Annotated in this window: 16 protein-coding genes; 4 read left to right on the forward strand and 12 right to left on the reverse strand. The window is 62.4% G+C overall.

Annotated elements, in window-relative coordinates; translation table 11 throughout:
• Positions 1-25: 25 nt before the first annotated feature.
• The 4 genes from F8N66_RS31070 to F8N66_RS31085 form a co-directional block, all read right to left on the reverse strand.
• Positions 26-1,750 carry a putative 2-aminoethylphosphonate ABC transporter permease subunit gene (locus F8N66_RS31070; RefSeq protein WP_150773700.1) on the reverse strand — a complete coding sequence of 575 codons (1,725 nt, stop codon included), beginning with the start codon at positions 1,748-1,750 and terminating at the stop codon, positions 26-28.
• The gene (locus tag F8N66_RS31075; protein WP_150773701.1) at positions 1,750-2,826 is read right to left on the reverse strand and encodes a putative 2-aminoethylphosphonate ABC transporter ATP-binding protein; all 1,077 of its coding nucleotides are present in this window, start codon (positions 2,824-2,826) and stop codon (positions 1,750-1,752) included. The genes F8N66_RS31070 and F8N66_RS31075 overlap by 1 nt, the downstream gene beginning before the upstream one ends.
• A 221-nt stretch (positions 2,827-3,047) precedes the next feature.
• Positions 3,048-3,911 (reverse strand): LysR family transcriptional regulator, encoded by an 864-nt coding sequence (locus tag F8N66_RS31080; RefSeq protein ID WP_150773702.1) that lies wholly within the window; start codon positions 3,909-3,911, stop codon positions 3,048-3,050.
• A 16-nt stretch (positions 3,912-3,927) separates the two neighbouring features.
• Positions 3,928-6,183: a heavy metal translocating P-type ATPase gene (locus F8N66_RS31085; protein WP_150773703.1), complete on the reverse strand. Its 2,256-nt coding sequence runs from the start codon at positions 6,181-6,183 to the stop codon at positions 3,928-3,930.
• An 85-nt stretch (positions 6,184-6,268) separates the two neighbouring features.
• On the opposite strand from F8N66_RS31085, the gene cadR reads away from it, so the two are divergent.
• Entirely contained in the window at positions 6,269-6,718 is a 450-nt protein-coding gene (gene cadR, locus F8N66_RS31090; RefSeq protein WP_150773704.1) for a Cd(II)/Pb(II)-responsive transcriptional regulator, read from the forward strand.
• Positions 6,719-6,844: 126 nt separating this feature from the next.
• Here the strand turns inward: cadR and F8N66_RS31095 are convergent, their stop codons facing one another.
• The 3 genes from F8N66_RS31095 to F8N66_RS31105 all read right to left on the reverse strand — a co-directional run bounded on the left by F8N66_RS31095 (position 6,845) and on the right by F8N66_RS31105 (position 9,557).
• Positions 6,845-7,816, reverse strand: coding sequence for a thymidylate synthase (locus F8N66_RS31095; protein ID WP_150773705.1), 972 nt, complete (start codon positions 7,814-7,816; stop codon positions 6,845-6,847).
• 48 nt (positions 7,817-7,864) lie between these two features.
• Entirely contained in the window at positions 7,865-8,677 is an 813-nt protein-coding gene (lgt, locus tag F8N66_RS31100) for a prolipoprotein diacylglyceryl transferase (RefSeq protein WP_150773706.1), read from the reverse strand.
• Between the two features lie 97 nt (positions 8,678-8,774).
• Complete coding sequence (locus F8N66_RS31105) at positions 8,775-9,557, reverse strand: sulfite exporter TauE/SafE family protein (protein ID WP_150773707.1); 783 nt, start codon at positions 9,555-9,557, stop codon at positions 8,775-8,777.
• 132 nt (positions 9,558-9,689) lie between these two features.
• On the opposite strand from F8N66_RS31105, the gene F8N66_RS31110 reads away from it, so the two are divergent.
• On the forward strand, positions 9,690-10,436 hold the full coding sequence (locus F8N66_RS31110) for an NRDE family protein (protein ID WP_150773708.1): 747 nt from the start codon (positions 9,690-9,692) through the stop codon (positions 10,434-10,436).
• Positions 10,437-10,553: 117 nt separating this feature from the next.
• Here F8N66_RS31110 and ptsP read toward each other — a convergent pair whose 3' ends face one another.
• Together ptsP and F8N66_RS31120 are read right to left on the reverse strand one after the other, a co-directional pair.
• The gene (gene ptsP / locus F8N66_RS31115) at positions 10,554-12,833 is read right to left on the reverse strand and encodes a phosphoenolpyruvate--protein phosphotransferase (protein WP_150773709.1); all 2,280 of its coding nucleotides are present in this window, start codon (positions 12,831-12,833) and stop codon (positions 10,554-10,556) included.
• 22 nt (positions 12,834-12,855) lie between these two features.
• The gene (locus tag F8N66_RS31120) at positions 12,856-13,335 is read right to left on the reverse strand and encodes an RNA pyrophosphohydrolase (RefSeq protein WP_007897732.1); all 480 of its coding nucleotides are present in this window, start codon (positions 13,333-13,335) and stop codon (positions 12,856-12,858) included.
• A 143-nt stretch (positions 13,336-13,478) separates the two neighbouring features.
• On the opposite strand from F8N66_RS31120, the gene F8N66_RS31125 reads away from it, so the two are divergent.
• Complete coding sequence (locus F8N66_RS31125) at positions 13,479-14,135, forward strand: HAD family hydrolase (RefSeq protein WP_150773710.1); 657 nt, start codon at positions 13,479-13,481, stop codon at positions 14,133-14,135.
• A 107-nt stretch (positions 14,136-14,242) separates the two neighbouring features.
• On the opposite strand, the gene F8N66_RS31130 is transcribed toward F8N66_RS31125, so the two are convergent.
• Positions 14,243-14,668, reverse strand: a complete 426-nt coding sequence (locus F8N66_RS31130; RefSeq protein WP_150773711.1) for a DUF2269 domain-containing protein — start codon at positions 14,666-14,668, stop codon at positions 14,243-14,245.
• 39 nt (positions 14,669-14,707) lie between these two features.
• On the reverse strand, positions 14,708-16,222 hold the full coding sequence (gene ilvA / locus F8N66_RS31135) for a threonine ammonia-lyase, biosynthetic (protein WP_150773712.1): 1,515 nt from the start codon (positions 16,220-16,222) through the stop codon (positions 14,708-14,710).
• Between the two features lie 148 nt (positions 16,223-16,370).
• Here ilvA and rpiA point away from each other — a divergent pair, with 148 nt between their 5' ends.
• Complete coding sequence (gene rpiA / locus F8N66_RS31140) at positions 16,371-17,099, forward strand: ribose-5-phosphate isomerase RpiA (protein WP_150773713.1); 729 nt, start codon at positions 16,371-16,373, stop codon at positions 17,097-17,099.
• On the opposite strand, the gene F8N66_RS31145 is transcribed toward rpiA, so the two are convergent.
• A partial coding sequence (locus F8N66_RS31145; protein WP_150773714.1) for an SdiA-regulated domain-containing protein occupies positions 17,077-17,166 on the reverse strand: 90 nt, incomplete at its 5' end. The genes rpiA and F8N66_RS31145 overlap by 23 nt on opposite strands.

Below are 17,166 nucleotides of genomic sequence, written 5' to 3' on the forward strand. Positions count from 1 at the left end.
GGCTTTGGTTTTCTGGAGCAGGCAATCAATGACCGGGCGCGGTCTGCCGCCAGGCTTGGGACCGGCGCAGCAAGCCGCGCGAGGCCCAGGCCAGCAGCAGGGACACGCCCGCCGAGGTGAACAGAATCAGGGTCGACATCGCCGCTGCGCCGCCGACGTTGCCGGCGTCGTCCATGTTCAGCACCGCCACCGCCGCGAGGATGGTGTCGGGGCTGTAGAGGAAGATCGCCGCCGAGACAGTGGTCATGGCCGAGACGAACAGGTAGCGCACGATGTCCAGCAGCGCTGGCAGGCAAATCGGCACGGTGACCCGCAGGTAGTGCCGGTACAGCGGCGCCTTGAGCGACAGCGCGGCGGCTTCGAATTCGGCGTCGAGTTGGCGCAAGGCGGTGGTAGCGGTCATCTGCGCGGTGGTCAAATAGTGCGCAATGGTGCAGACCACCAGCAGGGTCATGGTCCCGTAGAGCACGTGCAGCGGGTTGCCGGTGAGGTTGAAGAAGAAGACGTAACCCAGGCCGAGCACCAGGCCTGGGACCGCCATCGGTACGAAACTGAGCATGCGCAGGGTCAGGTTCAGGCCGCGCTGGCCCTTGGTTTTTTCCATCAGGTAGGCGCCGGTGAAGATCAGCACGCTGCCGATCAACGCCGTGCACAACGCCATCTTCACGCTGTTGCCGTAGGCCAGCCAGCCACCGCCTGCGGTGTCATTGAACTGGTAGTGGTTGAGCGACAACGACAGGTTGTACGGCCAGAACTTCACCAGCGACGAGAACACCGCCATACCGAAAACCAGCAGCAGCGCGGCGCAGATCAGCAGCACGATGGCCAGGCAGCAGCCGTCGCGCAGGGTCGACGGTGCCGGTTTGAACACCTGCGCCCGGCCACTCATGGAGTCGCCATGACGCCGGCGCAGCCACGCATCGACACCGAAGCTGAACAGCGCCGGCAGCAGCAACACCATGCCGATCAACGCGCCGCGTCCGAACTGCTGCTGGCCGACCACGGCCTTGTAGGCTTCCAGCGCCAGCACCTGATAATCGCCCCCGACCACCACGGGCACGCCGAAGTCGGTGATGGTCAGGGTGAACACCAGGCAGAACGCGGCGAACACGGCCTGACGGGTCGCCGGCCAGGTGATGCTGCGAAAAGCCTTTGCAGGACTGGCGCCCATGCTGGACGCGGCATCGAACAGCCGCGCATCCGCCAGGGACAACGCTGACAGCAGAATCATCAAGGCGTGTGGGAAGGTGTAGATCACCTCGCCCAGCACAATGCCCCAGAAGCCGTAGATGTTGTCCGAGAGCAAACCGCGCAGCATGCCCTGGTTGCCGAACAGATAAACCAGTGCAATGCCGGGCAACATCGACGGCGCCATCAATGGCAGCAGCGATATGCCGCGCCAGATGCCCTTGCACGGTATCAACGTGCGTTGCAGGGCGTAGGCAAACAGGTAGGCCAGCGGTACGACAATGGCCGCGACGCTGAGGGAAACCTTCAGGCTATTGCCCAACAACCAGTGGAAGTTGGCACCGGTCACCAGTTCCCGCGCGGCCAGCCATCCACCACCCTGCCCGGCCTCGGAACTGAAGCCGCGCCAGAAGATGGCCAGCAACGGCATCAACACGGCGACGCCGAGCAACAGCAGCAACAGGACTTTGCCGCCGACCACGAAAATCCGGTCGCCGATCTCGGCACGGGACACCTGCCGAACCTGCTTGCGCGGAATCGGCAGCGCGATGTTCGCGCTCATCAGGCAAACACCTGCAGGCTGCGCGGTGGCAGGGCCACCATGATTTGCTGCGCCCCAAGGCGCGGCATGGCCTCCGGTGCCAGCTCAGCCAGCAAGGCGTGGCCAGGCAGATGGTCGAGTTCGAAGCTCATGCGGCAGCGGTTGCCGAGGAAGGTGATTTCGCGAACCTTGGCCGGGAACAGGTTTTCTTCGTGTACCACCGGATTGACGTTGATCGCTTCCGGGCGGCAGAACAGACGACCCGAAGCGGTCTTGGCGCTGCCCTCGGCCAGGCGCAGGTTCATCCCGCCGACCTGGGCATGACTGGCGCTGCTGCTGTGGAACGGCAGCCAGTTGCCCTGACCGACAAACTCCGCCACGAACGGCGTAGCCGGGCGGTTGTAGATGTCCTGTGGCGTGGCGTACTGCTCGACCTTGCCGTTGTTCATCACAGCAATGCGGTCGGCCATCAGCATGGCCTCGTCCTGATTGTGGGTGACCATCAAAGTGGTGACGCCGAGCTCCCGTTGCAGTTGACGCAATTCGGTGCACAGGTGCTCGCGAACGCGGGCGTCGAGGGCCGACATCGGCTCATCCAGCAACAGCAACGAAGGCGCAGGCGCCAGGGCCCGGGCCAGGGCAACGCGCTGCTGCTGGCCGCCGGACAACTGGCCGGGGTACTTCTTTTCACTGCCGCTCAGGCCGACCAGTTCGAGCATCTGCCCGACACGCTGGCGCACTTCATCGCGACTCGCGTTGGCCAGGCCGTAGGCAATGTTCGCTTCGACAGTCAGATTGGGGAACAAGGCGTAGGACTGGAACAGAATGCCGTAGTCCCGGGCCTGAGGCGCCAGGTGGGAAACGTCGCGATCACCCAGGTACAACTCGCCGCTGTCCTGCTTTTCCAGGCCGGCGATGCACCGCAGCAAAGTGGTCTTGCCGCAGCCCGATGGGCCGAGCAGGCACACCAGCTCTCCGGCCGCCACGTCGAGGGACACGTTGTCCAGGGCGGTGAAGGCGCCAAAGCGCTTGTGCACGCCGCGCACTTTCATTGGCGCGCCGGGGTTGCTCAGGGCAGTTGCGATCGAGTTGTTCATGGACGGACCTCATCTAGCAGATGAAGGCCATCCTAGAGTTGTAATGCGTCCGTCATATGGCAGTGAGGCAAAAACGGCCGATAGTGGTATTCGCGGATTTTGGTTGGGTTAAGTGTTGCCTGGTCTGACGCCTTCGCGAGCAAGCCCGCGCCCACATTGGAATGCGTTCAAATGTGGGAGCGGGCTGGCTCGCGAAGAGGCCGGCACAGGTGCCGCAGATCTCAGGCCGGGGACATTTCCTGCGCCACCCCGAGAAACGCCGCCGGCAACCGTGCGTTCTTTCGCTCCTTAAGGCAGTACAAATACTCCGGCAGCAATGGCGCATTCTCGATGGTCAGCACCCGCAGCTGTGGATCATGGGGCACTTCCTGGCGGGCGATGAGGCTGATGCCGATGTTGCGCAACACCGCTTCGCGGATCGACTCGCGGCTGCCGATCTCCAGCAATGCCCCGACATTCACCCCCGCACCGGCCAGCAATTGTTCAGTCATGCGGCGGGTGGTCGAGCCCGGCTCGCGCATCAACAGGGTATGCCCGGCCAGGGCGCTGAGGGGCACATGGTCGTGGACGGCCAACGGATGGTTGCGGTGCACCGCCAGCACCAGCGGATCGCTGCCGAGCACCCGGCGAATCAGCCGTGCATCCTCCAGCAACTGTGAAGACGCCGCGACATCGACCCGGTAGTCCTCAAGCGCTTCGAGCACCTGCTGGGAGTTGCCGATTTCCACCGACACCTCCACCTGCGGCAGGCGCTCGCGGAAGGTCTTCACCAGGTCGAGGATGTAATACGGCGCCGTGGCGGCGATGCGCAACGTCCCCTGGACCTGGCCGCTGTTGCGCAGGAAGAACTCGATGTCGGCTTCCTGCTGCATCAGCGCCTTGACCATCGGCAGCAGCCGCGCCCCTTCCTCGCTGACACTGAGACGCCGGCCGCCACGGTAGAACAGTTCCACCGAGTACTGGCTTTCCAGATGCCGGATCTGGGTGGTCACCGTGGGCTGGCTCAAGCCGAGCTTCTTCGCTGCCAGGGTAATGCTGCCCAGGCGGGCAACCATGTAAAACGCCTTCAGCTCGGCACTCAGCACAACCTTCCCTCTTCGTCTATTTACGCAACAGGCGCAAACCGTTGAACACCACCAGCAGGCTCACGCCCATGTCGGCAAACACTGCCATCCACATGGTAGCGAGCCCGGCGAAGGTTACCCCAAGAAAGATCGCCTTGATGACCAGGGCCAGGGCGATGTTCTGCTTGAGAATGATCGAGGTTTGCCGCGACAGGCAAATAAAAGCCGGGATTTTGCGCAGATCGTCGTCCATCAGGGCGACATCGGCGGTTTCGATGGCGGTATCGGTACCAGCGGCGGCCATGGCGAAACCGATCTCCGAACGGGCCAGAGCCGGGGCATCGTTGATGCCGTCGCCGACCATGCCAACACGATGGCCCTGTGCATAAAGTGCCTCGATGGCTTGCAGCTTGTCGGTCGGCAGCAAGTCGCCCTGGGCCTGATCGATGCCCACCTGCGCGGCAATCGCCTGGGCGGTGTGGACGTTATCGCCGGTCAGCATCAAGGTCTTGATGCCCAGTTCGTGCAGTTGCCGGATCGCTTCGCGGCTGGAGTCTTTCACCGTATCGGCGACAGCGAACAGCGCCAGCGGGCCGGAACGGTCGAGCAGCAGCACCACTGACTTGCCCTGTTTTTCCAGGGCGAACAGCTTCTCTTCCAGCGCCGGCGAGCACAGCCCCAGGTCTTCAACCAGACGATGGTTGCCCAGGTGGTAAAGCTGGCCATTGATCTCGCCGCGCACCCCGCGCCCGCCCAGCGCCTCGAAGTTATCCACCGTCAGCGGCGCGAATGGTTTATCCACAGCCGCGTTGGCAATAGCCCGCGACACCGGGTGGTCCGAGCGACCGGCCAGCGCTGCCGCAATCGCCGGGGCCGTGGCGTCGGCGGTGGGATCGAGCGACAGGTAGTCGGTCTGCACCGGTTTGCCGTGGGTGATGGTCCCGGTTTTGTCCAGGGCCAGGTAATCGAGCTTGTAACCGCCCTCCAGATAAACCCCGCCCTTCACCAGAATGCCTTTACGCGCCGCCGCCGCGAGGCCGCTGACGATGGTCACCGGCGTGGAGATCACCAAGGCACAAGGACAGGCGACGACCAACAGCACCAGGGCGCGGTAGATCCAGTCGAACCACAGCGCACTCATGAACAACGGCGGAATAACGGCTACCGCCAACGCGAGGATAAATACCGCCGGCGTGTAGATTTTCGAGAAACTGTCGACGAATCGCTGGGTCGGTGCCCGGGCGCCCTGGGCCTGCTCGACGGCGTGGATGATCCGCGCCAGGGTCGAATTGTTCGCCACCGCGGTCACGGCATATTCCAGGGAACCGGCCTGATTGATGGTGCCGGCAAACACTTTGTCACCAACGGCTTTCTCCACCGGCAGGCTTTCGCCGGTGATCGGCGCCTGATCGATGCTCGAGTTACCCGACAGTACCTCGCCGTCCAGGCCGATGCGTTCGCCGGGACGCACCCGCACCCGTGCCCCCAGCACGATGGTTTTCACGTCTTGCGCAATCCAACTGCCGTCAGCCTGCAACACCGTCGCTTGCTCCGGGGTCATTTGCATCAGGCCGCTGATGGCATTGCGTGCGCGGTCCAGGGATTTGGCTTCGATCAACTCGGCCACGGTGAACAGGAACATCACCATCGCCGCTTCCGGCCACTGGCCGATCAGGATCGCGCCCGTCACCGCGATGCTCATCAGTGCGTTGATGTTCAGGTTGAGATTCTTCAGCGCGATCCAGCCCTTTTTATAGGTACCCAGGCCGCCGCTGAGGATCGAGACCAGAGCAATGAGCGCCACCACCCAGTTCGGCGCGGCGCTGGTGAAGTGGATCACCTCGGCGAGCAAGGCACTGATCCCGGACAGCGCCAACGGCCACCAGGGCTTTTTCTCCGGCGCCGGTGCCGGTGCTTCGACGCCCTGCTCCAGCGGCTCGGCGTGCATGCCGAGGGACTTGATCGCCTCGATGATCGGCGTGGTACTCGTCAGGTTGTGGGTGACACCCAGCACCCGGTTGATCAAATTGAACTCCAGTTGCTGCACACCGGTCAGTTTTCCTAGCTTGTTCTGAATCAGCGTCTGCTCGGTCGGACAGTCCATGGCTTCGATGCGGAAATTGCTCAAACGCGCATCGGCACTGGGTGCATCGCTCAACCGGATCAGCGCGGGCGCGGCCGTTTTCGACGAACAACAGGCGTCACCATGGCCGCCATGTACATGCGCCGTCACGGGTTTGAGTTTGCTGGTACAAGCATCTTCGGGCTTGTGGGTGTGCAGGGAATCGCTCATGGGTTTCGTCCATAAAAGTGCCTGTTGCCAAGTAAAGACCCTGTAGCCACTATAGGGTCAAGCACCCATTTTGGAGATGATCGTCATGAAGATTGGAGAACTGGCGAAACTCACGGACTGCGCGGTAGAGACAATTCGCTACTACGAGCGCGAAAACCTGCTGCCGGAACCGGCGCGCAGCGATGGCAACTACCGCGTCTACACCCAGGCCCACGCCGAGCGGCTGACCTTCATCCGCAACTGCCGCACCCTCGACATGACCCTCGAAGAAATCCGCAGCCTGCTGGCTTTTCGCGACAGTCCGCAGGATCAGTGCGAGAGCGTTAACGCATTGATCGATGAGCACATTCATCACGTGAAGGCGCGGATCGATGGATTGTTGGCGTTGCAGGCGCAACTGCTCGACCTGCGCCAACGTTGTGGCGAAGGGCCGGGCATCGATCAGTGCGGGATTTTGCAGCGGTTGGAAGTGAGCGGCGGGGTGGTGGCGACGGAAGTTGAGCATTCACACGTGGGCCGAAGCCACGGTCATTAAGACCACTACAAAACCAAATGTGGGAGCGGGCTTGCTCGCGAAGGCGCCGTTTCAGTCTGTAGAGATGTCGACTGATACGCCGCCTTCGCGAGCAAGCCCGCTCCCACATTGGTTCAATGTCCGGCCTCAGACCGCCATCGGTGCGGTCATTGGCGCGTGGTGTTCGTAGCCTTCCAGCGAGAAATCACCCGGCTCGACCAGCTCCAGCCACTCCGGCTGATACTCACCGGTCCTGGCAAATTCCGGCACGCGGTCGGAGATCTTCAGCTTCGGCATCGGGAACGGCTCGCGCTTGAGCTGTTCGTTGAGCATGTCCAGGTGGTTCTCGTAGACGTGGGCATCACCGATGAAATAGGTAAACCAGCGCGGCGTGTAGCCGGTCAGGCGGCCGATCAGGCTTAGCAGCGCTGCACCTTCGGTGAGGTTGAACGGCGTGCCCAGGCCCAGGTCGTTGGAGCGGATGTAGAGGGTCAGGGAGATCTCCTTGGTCTCGACATTCGGGTGGAACTGGTACAGCAAGTGGCACGGCGGCAGGGCCATTTCATCGAGCTGGGCAACGTTCCAGCCGTGGAACAGGATGCGGCGGCTGCCCGGGTCCTTGATAATGGTGTCGACGCACTGGCGCACCTGGTCGATGGCTTTGTACAGCACCACGTAGGCCTGGCCGTCTTCCTCACCTTCGGCGATCTGGCGATAGCCTTGTTTGAGGGTCTGCTCGATGGCGGCCGGGTTGCTGACCGGGATCTGCTTGTATGCCGGCCATTTGCGCCATTGCACCCCGTAGATTTCACCGAGATCGTCTTCGCCCTGGCGGAACGGGTTGGCCAGCCACTGGGCGTTTTCGTTGGCGTTCTGGTCCCAGACCTTGCAGCCCAATGCACGGAATTCGGCGGCGTTGTTCACGCCACGCAGAAAACCGCACATCTCGCCGATGGCCGATTTGAAGGCCATCTTGCGCGTGGTGATCGCCGGGAAACCTTCCTGCAGGTCATAGCGCAGCATCGCGCCGGGAAAGCTGATGGTGTTCACGCCGGTGCGGTTGGCCTGCCGGGTGCCGTTCTTGATGACGTGGGCGACCAGTTCGAGATATTGCTTCATGAGTTACCTGTGTCCTTGAACCCGCAGCCATCGCTGCGGGGTTCGAATTTATACGGCTGCCGCTGGCGTGGCCGGGGCGCGGTGATACGCCAGCCAGATCAGGAACAGACCACCGAGGATCATCGGCACGCACAACACCTGACCCATGGTCAGCCAGTTCCAGGCCAGGTAGCCCAGTTGCGCGTCCGGTACGCGGACGAATTCGACGATAAAACGGAAGATGCCATAGAACAGCGCAAACATGCCCGACACGGCCATGGTAGGTCGCGGTTTACGCGAGAACAGCCACAGGATCAGGAACAGCGCCACGCCTTCCAGCGCGAATTGATACAGCTGCGACGGGTGACGCGGCAGCTGCGCCGGGTCGCTGAACGGCGGAAAGACCATGGCCCACGGCACGTCGGTCGCCTTGCCCCACAGCTCGGCGTTGATGAAGTTGCCGATGCGCCCCGCGCCCAGGCCGATCGGCACCATCGGCGCGACGAAATCCATCAGCTGGAAGAACGACTTGTTGTTCTTCTTGCCAAACCACAGCGCCGCCAGCATCACGCCGATGAAGCCGCCATGGAACGACATGCCGCCCTTCCACACTTCGAAAATCAGCGTCGGGTTGGCCAGGTAGGCATGCAGATCGTAAAACAGCACATAACCCAGACGACCGCCGACAATCACCCCCATCGACATCCAGAACACCATGTCGGAGAGCTTCTCCTTGGTCCAGGTCGGGTCGAAGCGGTTCAAGCGGCGTGACGCCAGCAGCCAGGCGCCGCCGATGCCGACCAGGTACATCAAGCCGTACCAGTGGATTTTCAGCGGACCGATGGCCAGGGCCACCGGGTCGATCTGCGGGTAAGGCAGCATTGCGACTCCTTATTAACGTTCAAATCTTCAAAATTCCCGGGCGACGCTGCCACCTCGGGATTAAGCCAGGATTGCGCTGCGCGTCAGAGCAGATGCTTCAGACCAGAAAGTTCAGGCCAACGCAGAACAGCAAAGCGGCAAACAGTCTTTTCAGCAACTTTGGCGACAGATTGTGCGCCAGCCGCGCGCCGAAACGGGCGAAAAACATGCTGGTCAGGGCAATGCCCAGCAGCGCCGGCAAGTACACAAAACCGAGACTATGGGCCGGCAGCAACGGATCATGCCAGCCCAGAATCATGAAACTTAATGCACTTGCCAAAGCGATCGGCAGGCCACAGGCCGACGACGTCGCCACCGCTTGCTGCATTGGTACGCTGCGCCAGGTCAGGAACGGCACGGTCAGCGATCCGCCACCAATCCCGAAAATCGCCGACGCCCAACCGATCACGCTACCGGCCACGGTCAGCCCCACTTTGCCCGGCACCGTTCGACTGGCCTTGGGCTTGAGGTCCAGCGCCAGCTGCGCGGCGATCACCAGGGCGAACACGCCGATGATCTTTTGCAGGTTGGGCCCGGAGATCGCTTCGGCGGTCAGGGCGCCAAAACCGGCGCCGATCAGAATGCCGACAGTCAGCCATGCGAAGATCGGCCAGCGCACGGCCCCACGGCGGTGATGCTCGCGCACCGCGTTGACCGACGTGAAGATGATCGTGGCCAGTGACGTACCGACGGCGAGGTGGGTCAGGATGGACGGATCGAAACCTTGCGCCTTGAAACTGAATACCAGCACGGGAACGATGATGATCCCGCCGCCCACGCCGAACAGCCCGGCCAGCACGCCGGCACAGCTGCCAAGCGCCAGATAGAGCAGAAATTCCATGCTGTTTCCCCACCCAACCCCAAAACCGGAGCGGCATGGTAACGGATGCATGGCCTTGGGCTCCACTGGATGGCGATGGATACCCGCACGATGACTGCGTAGAGTGGGCAAAAAACACACAAGGATCACCTTATGTGCCTGATTGTCTTCGCCTGGCGACCGGGTCATGCCCAACCGCTGATCGTGGCGGCCAACCGCGACGAGTTCTACGCCCGCCCCAGCCTGCCACTCGCGCAATGGCCGGAATCACCGCAGGTGTTCGCCGGTCGCGACCTGGAGGCCGGCGGCACCTGGCTCGGCGTTGGCCCCCACGGGCGCTTTGCCGCACTGACCAACATCCGCGATCCCCATCGGCCGCCAGGGCGCAAGTCCCGGGGTGAATTGGTGGCGCGCTTTCTCACCGGCGAAATACCAATCGATGACTATTTAGCCGATGTTGTCGCCCGTTCGCCGGAGTATGGCGGTTTTAATCTGATAATCGGCAATGCCCATGAGCTCTGGCACTTCAATGCCCGGGAATCGGAGGCGGTAATGTTGTCGCCGGGGGTCTACGGGCTGTCGAACGCCGGGCTGGATACGCCATGGCCAAAACTGCTCAGGGCCAAAGCGGCGTTGAGCGAGGTGCTGGACGACCCGCAACCCCAGGCCTTGCTGGCCTTGCTCGGCGATCCGCAGCAAGCGCCGTTTGCCGAGTTGCCGGACACGGGCGTGGGCCTGGCCACCGAGACGCTGCTGTCGAGTGTGTTCATTGCCAGCCAGAGTTATGGAACCCGGGCGAGCACGGCGCTGATTGTGCAGGCCGATGGTGCCCGGCATGTGGTCGAAAGGAGTTTCGGGCCGTATGGCGGGCATTTGGGGGAAGTGGACATTTTGATTTAGCGTTGCCTGGGCTGACGCTTTCGCGGGCAAGCCCGCTCCCAGAGGGATCTCGGGTGCTCACGGAACTTGTGAGCCACCGAGATACGCGTGGGCCCGCGATTAGGGGGCGCTGCCAGTCTAGAGGGGCTTGACCGCCGTCGGGTTGATCATCCGCGCCAGCCCAAGGTTCTTCAGCGCCAGCTGCAGCGAGCTGTGAATCACCTGCGGATTGTCGATGGTCATCAGCTCGGCCAGCAATTCCCTGGCCTTGCTCAAGTTGATCTGGCGCAGCATCCACTTCACCTTCGGCAGGTTGGTGGCGTTCATCGACAGACTGTCGAAACCCATCGCCATCAATAGCACCGCCGCCGCCGGATCACCGGCCATTTCGCCGCAGATACTCACCGGCTTGCCTTCGGCATGGGCGTCACGCACTACATTCTGCAGGGCTTGCAGCACCGCCGGATGCAGGTAGTCGTAGAGGTCGGCCACCCGCGGGTTGTTACGGTCCACGGCCAGCAGGTACTGCGTCAGGTCGTTGGAGCCGACCGACAGGAAGTCCACTTGCCGCGCCAGTTCCTTGGTCTGGTACACCGCCGCCGGGATCTCGATCATCACGCCAATCGGTGGCATCGGCACGTCGCAACCTTCATCGCGCACTTCACCCCAGGCCCGGTGAATCAGGTGCAGGGCCTCTTCCAGCTCATGGGTGCCGGAAATCATCGGCAGCAGGATCCGCAGGTTGTTCAGGCCTTCGCTGGCCTTGAGCATGGCGCGGGTCTGCACCAGGAAGATTTCCGGGTGGTCGAGGGTGACGCGAATGCCGCGCCAGCCCAGGAACGGGTTGTCTTCCTTGATCGGGAAGTAGGACAGCGACTTGTCGCCGCCGATGTCCAGGGTACGCATGGTCACCGGTTGCGGGTGGAACGCGGCGAGCTGTTCGCGGTAGATCGCCAGCTGTTCCTTTTCGCTCGGGAAGCGCTGGTTGATCATGAACGGTACTTCGGTGCGGTACAGGCCGACACCTTCGGCGCCGCGCTTTTGCGCGCGCGCCACATCCGCCAGCAGGCCGGTGTTGACCCACAGCGGCATGCGATGGCCATCGACCGTGATACAGGGCAGATCGCGCAGCGCATCCAGCCCGAGGGCCAGCTGCTTCTCTTCCTCCACCACCTCGGCGAACTGCTTGCGCAGCACGTCGCTGGGGTTGGTGTAGACCTCGCCACGGTGGCCGTCGACGATCATGCCAATGCCGTCGACTTTGGAGTACGGCAGGTCGACCAGGCCCATCACCGTCGGGATGCCCATGGCGCGGGCCAGGATCGCCACGTGGGAGTTGCCGGAACCGAGTACCGAGACCAGGCCCACCAGCTTGTTTTCGGGAACCTCGCCGAGCATCGCCGGCGTCAGTTCTTCGCTGACCAGAATGGTGTTGTCGGGGTAGACCAGGGTTTGCTGGCGCTCTTCCTGCAAGTAGGCGAGCAGGCGACGCCCCAGGTCCTTGACGTCCGACGCACGCTCGCGCAGGTAGGCGTCGTCCATCAATTCGAAGCGGTTGACGTGATCGGTCACCACCTGGCGCAAGGCGCCCTGGGCCCACTGCCCGGTCTTGATCACGGTGGTCACTTCACTGCCCAGCGCCGCATCGTCGAGCATCATCAGGTAGACGTCGAACAGGGCGCGCTCTTCCGGGCGCAGTTGCGTGGCAAGCTTGGCGGACAAGGTGCGCATGTCGGCGCGCACGCCTTCGATGGCGGTCTTGAACAGCCCGAGTTCGGCCTCGATGTCGGTAATGGTCTTGTCGGGCACCACGTCCAAGTCGGCCGGTGGCAGCATGACCACCGCGGTACCGACCGCCGCACCCGGCGAACCCGGCACGCCGACGAACTTGGCTTCCTGGATGCCCTTGCCCTGGCGGCCCAGGCCACGGATCGAACCGGTGGCCTCGGCATGGGCGATCACCCCGGCGAGTTGCGCGCTCATGGTCACGAGGAAGGCTTCTTCACCTTCATCGAACTGGCGGCGTTCTTTCTGCTGAATGACCAACACGCCGACGACGCGGCGGTGGTGGATGATCGGCGCCCCGAGGAACGAGGCGTAGCGCTCTTCACCGGTCTCGGCGAAGTAGCGGTAGCGCGGGTGGTCCGCGGCGTTTTCGAGGTTCAGGGGTTCTTCACGCGTGCCGACCAGGCCGACCAGACCTTCATTGGGCGCCATGCTGACCTTGCCGATCGAGCGCTTGTTCAAGCCCTCGGTGGCCATCAGCACGAAACGGTTGGTCTCGGGGTCAAGCAGGTAGACCGAGCAGACCTGGCTGCCCATGGCCTCTTTGACGCGCAACACAATAATCCCCAACGCCGCCTTGAGATCCTTGGCGGAGTTAACTTCCTGGACGATCTTGCGCAGCGTATTGAGCATGGCTCGGGGTCGAACTCCGTCGTCAGTCGCGCGCTAAAAGGCGCGGGGCAAGCTCTTTGAGAGCGCGTCGATACACCTCGCGCTTGAATGTCACCACCTGGCCCAACGGATACCAATAGCTGACCCAGCGCCAGCCATCGAATTCCGGTTTACCGGTCAAATCCATCCGCACCCGCTGCTCGTTGGAGATCAGGCGCAGGAGAAACCATTTCTGCTTCTGGCCGATGCACAGCGGTTGGCTGTGCGTCCTGACCAGGCGTTGCGGCAAACGATAGCGCAACCAGCCCCGGGTGCAGGCGAGTATTTCAACATCTTCGCGCTCCAGGCCCACCTCTTCGTTCAACTCGCGGTACAAGGCGTCTTCCGGCGTCTCCTGGGGATTGATCCCGCCCTGGGGAAACTGCCAGGCATCTTGATTGATACGGCGAGCCCATAGCACCTGGCCGGCATCATTCGTAAGAATGATCCCGACATTAGGACGAAAACCATCGGGGTCGATCACGGCAACAACCTCGCAAACGCATGTCGCCGCATTGTTCCACAAAGGTTGTGAGCGCAGCAACGCGCCGGCCTACGTTATGTGCACTCTTGTGAAAAGTCCGTATTCTGGACGCCTTTCGACAGACTTTTCAGCGAGTAACTGCAATGCGGCTGGCTTTATTCGACTTGGACAACACCCTTCTGGGCGGCGACAGCGATCACGCCTGGGGCGACTACCTGTGTGAGCGCGGCTTCCTCGACGCCGTTGCCTACAAGGCACGCAACGACGAGTTCTATCAGGATTACCTGGCGGGCAAGCTGGATAACGCCGCCTACCTGAACTTCTGCCTGGAAGTATTGGGCCGCACCGAAATGGCCACGCTGGATCAGTGGCACAGCGAGTTCATGCGCGACTGCATTGACCAACTCATGCTGCCCAAGGCCTTCGATCTGCTGGCCAAACACCGCGATGCCGGCGACAAGCTGGTGATCATCACCGCCACCAACCGCTTCGTCACCGGCCCTATCGCCGAGCGCCTGGGCGTCGATACCCTGATCGCCACTGAATGCGAAATGCAGGACGGTCGTTACACCGGGCGCAGCACCGACGTGCCGTGTTTCCGTGAGGGCAAGGTGACACGACTGAATCGTTGGCTGGAAGAGACCGGGTACAACCTGGAGGACAGCTATTTCTACAGCGACTCGATGAATGATTTGCCGTTGCTGGAGCAGGTGGCGAACCCGGTGGCGGTTGATCCGGATCCGAATCTGCGGGCTGAGGCCGAGAAGCGTGGCTGGCCGGTCATTTCGTTGCGCGACTGAAATCGCCTTCGCGAGCAAGCCCGCTCCCACCTACACAACATCTGGTTCACTGAAGACCAAATGTGGGAGCGGGCTTGCTCGCGAATGGAGCGAACCGGTTTAAACGGTCAAACCGGCTTTGCGCCCATCAACCCCGCAATCGCCACGAAACAGACAAAACTGAACAACGCCAAGGCAAAGGTAAACTTGCCCACGCCACCCGGCGTCTTGCGCACTCTATTCAGACGCACCAACAACCAGAACCAAGCCAGTGCCGCCACGGTGTACAGCACGCTAGAGGCCAGCAACCACGTCTGCCCCAACGGCCAGCCCACCAGGTGCACCATCCACCAACCGGTGAACGGCATGCTCAGCAACGCCAGCCCCATCAACAGCCAGATGAACACACGCGGCCGTTGCAAGGTTCGGCTCGCCGCCGTCGCATCGCCATTACGCTTGGCCCGCCAGACCCAGATCCCCAGGCCCAGCGCACTCAACAGCAGGACCACCGTCGCCACCATGTGTGCCATTTTCAGGGCTGTTAACGTTTCCATGGTTCGATTTCCTTATGCCGTGCCCATCAGCGTAGCCGTTCAGCCAAGAAACAGTTGATAAGCCGGGTTGTCGCTTTCATCCCAGTACGGGTAGCCGATCTCTTCCAGCGCCGCCGGCACCAGATGACGCTCTTCGTGGGGCACTTGCAGGCCCGCGACCACACGGCCATCGGCCGCGCCATGGTTGCGGTAGTGGAACATCGAGATGTTCCAGCGCCCGCCCAGCTTGTTGAGGAAGTTGAACAGCGCGCCCGGGCGCTCCGGGAATTCGAAGCGCAGGATCACTTCATCCACCACATGCGCCGCACGGCCACCCACCATGTGACGAATGTGCAGCTTGGCCAGTTCGTTGTCGGTCAGGTCGACCACCGGGAAGCCCTGCTCGTCCAGGCTGGCGATCAACGCGCTGCGCGGGTCGGTGTCCGGGTGCGTCTGTACGCCAACGAAGATGTGCGCTTCGCTGCCGGTGTTGTAGCGGTAGTTGAATTCGGTGATCTGGCGCTTGCCGATGGCTTCGCAGAACGCCTTGAAGCTGCCCGGTTTCTCGGGGATGGTCACGGCGATGATGGCTTCACGGCCCTCGCCCAGCTCGGCGCGCTCGGCCACGTGGCGCAAGCGATCGAAGTTGACGTTGGCGCCGGAGTCGATGGCCACGAAGGTGTACCCGGTGACGCCCCGCTGCTCGACGTACTTCTTGATTCCGGCCACGCCCAAGGCACCAGCAGGTTCGGTGATCGAGCGGGTATCGTCGTAGATATCCTTGATGGCCGCGCAGATCTCGTCGGTGCTGACGGTGATGACCTCGTCAACATGGTTTTTGCAGATATCGAACGTGTGCTGGCCGATCTGGGCCACCGCCACGCCGTCGGCAAAGATGCCCACGGTCGGCAGCACCACGCGCTCGCCGGCGGCCATGGCGGCTTGCAGGCAATTGGAGTCGTCCGGCTCGACGCCGATGATCTTGATGTCCGGGCGCAGGTATTTGACGTACGCCGCGATGCCGGCAATCAGTCCGCCACCACCCACCGGGACGAAAATCGCATCCAGGCGCCCCGGATGCTGACGCAGGATCTCCATGGCCACCGTGCCCTGCCCGGCAATGGTGTGGGGATCGTCATAGGGGTGAATGTAGACGTAGCCTTTTTCGTCGACCAGTTTCAGCGAGTAGGCCAGCGCCTCGGGGAACGAATCGCCGTGCAGCACCACTTTGCCGCCGCGTGAACGCACGCCTTCGACCTTGATCTCGGGGGTGGTCTTGGGCATGACGATGGTCGCTTTCACGCCCAGCACTTTCGCCGCCAGGGCCAGGCCCTGCGCATGGTTGCCCGCCGAAGCCGTGACCACGCCACGGGCGCGCTCTTCATCGCTGAGCTGCGTGAGCTTGTTGTAGGCACCGCGAATCTTGAACGAGAACACCGGCTGCAAGTCTTCGCGCTTGAGCCAGATCTCGTTGCCCAGCCGCTCGGAGAGCTGGCGGGCAGTCTGCAATGGGGTTTCTACGGCAACGTCATAAACGCGCGAGGTGAGGATCTTTTTGACGTACTGTTCAAGCATCGGAAAGCATCACTGAGCGGGTTGGGCAGGACCACGGAGTCTAACCCGGCTTTTGGGCGGGCGACCACACGAATCAAGAGGTTTTAACCTTGCTTGGAGCTATAATGCCGGCCTTTCCGTTCTTACCTTGCCCGCTTCCGGAGCCCGCATGACCCAGGATCAACTCAAACAGGCAGTGGCCCAGGCCGCCGTCGACTTCATCCTTCCGAAACTCGACGACAAAAGCATCGTCGGGGTCGGCACCGGCTCCACCGCCAATTGCTTCATCGACGCCCTGGCCCGGCACAAGGGTGCATTCGATGGCGCCGTCGCCAGTTCCGAAGCCACCGCCGCCCGCCTCAAGGGCCATGGCATTCCGGTGTACGAGCTCAATACCGTCAGCGACCTGGAGTTTTATGTCGACGGCGCCGATGAAAGCGACGAACACCTGAACCTGATCAAGGGCGGCGGCGCGGCCCTGACCCGCGAGAAGATTGTCGCGGCCGTGGCCAAGACCTTCATCTGCATCGCCGACGCCAGCAAACTGGTGCCGGTGCTCGGCGCGTTCCCGTTGCCGGTGGAAGTGATCCCGATGGCTCGCAGCCACGTGGCCCGCCAGTTGGTGAAACTGGGCGGCGACCCGGTTTACCGTGAAGGCGTGCTGACCGATAACGGCAACATCATCCTCGATGTGTTCAACCTGCAGATCACCAACCCGGTGGAGCTGGAGACGCAGATCAACGCGATCGTCGGCGTGGTCACCAATGGCCTGTTCGCGGCGCGTCCGGCGGATCTGCTGTTGTTGGGGACCAGTGAAGGCGTGAAGACCCTGCGCGCGGAGCAAGCCCGCTCCCACATTGGAGGTGGGGTGCAGGTCAGTTTTGCGCTGGTTTCTTGAAGACGTAAAACAGATTCGGTTCGCTCACCAGGTACATCGTACCGTCGTCATCCATGGCGATCCCTTC

Origin of the sequence: Pseudomonas fluorescens, from assembly GCF_902498195.1 — a bacterium.
In the GTDB taxonomy this organism is placed as follows: Bacteria; Pseudomonadota; Gammaproteobacteria; order Pseudomonadales; family Pseudomonadaceae; genus Aquipseudomonas; species Aquipseudomonas fluorescens_BU.